This is a genomic window from Natronolimnohabitans innermongolicus JCM 12255 (assembly GCF_000337215.1).
Classification (GTDB): Archaea; Halobacteriota; Halobacteria; order Halobacteriales; family Natrialbaceae; genus Natronolimnohabitans; species Natronolimnohabitans innermongolicus.
This window is the reverse complement of sequence record NZ_AOHZ01000117.1, coordinates 1-523: the sequence shown is the minus strand read 5'-3', so window position 1 is coordinate 523 and position 523 is coordinate 1. Positions and strand designations below refer to the sequence as shown.

The 523-nt window shown below is 57.9% G+C and carries 1 rRNA gene; it reads left to right on the top strand.

What is annotated here, in order from left to right:
- Window positions 1-523, top strand: a 23S ribosomal RNA gene (locus C493_RS23665); the annotation flags it as partial.

The following is a 523-nucleotide window of genomic DNA, read 5'->3' as shown; positions in this document are numbered from 1 at the left end:
AAGGACTCGTACGGTCACTGAATCCTGCCCAGTGCGGGTATCTGAACACCCCTTACAAGGGGACGAAGGACCCGTTAACGGCGGGGGTAACTATGACCCTCTTAAGGTAGCGTAGTACCTTGCCGCTTTAGTAGCGGCTTGCATGAATGGATCAATGAGAGCGCCACTGTCCCAACGTTGGGCCCGGTGAACTGTACGTTCCAGTGCGGAGTCTGGAGACCCCCAAGGGGAAGCGAAGACCCTATAGAGCTTTACTGCAGGCTGTCACTGAGACGTGGTCGCCATTGTGCAGCATAGGTAGGAGCCNGACCCCCAAGGGGAAGCGAAGACCCTATAGAGCTTTACTGCAGGCTGTCACTGAGACGTGGTCGCCATTGTGCAGCATAGGTAGGAGCCGTTACACAGGTACCCGCGCTAGCGGGCCACCGAGGCGTCATTGAAATACTACCCGATGGTGACTGCGACTCTCACTCCTGGCGGAGGACACTGGTAGCCGGGCAGTTTGACTGGGGCGGTACGCGCT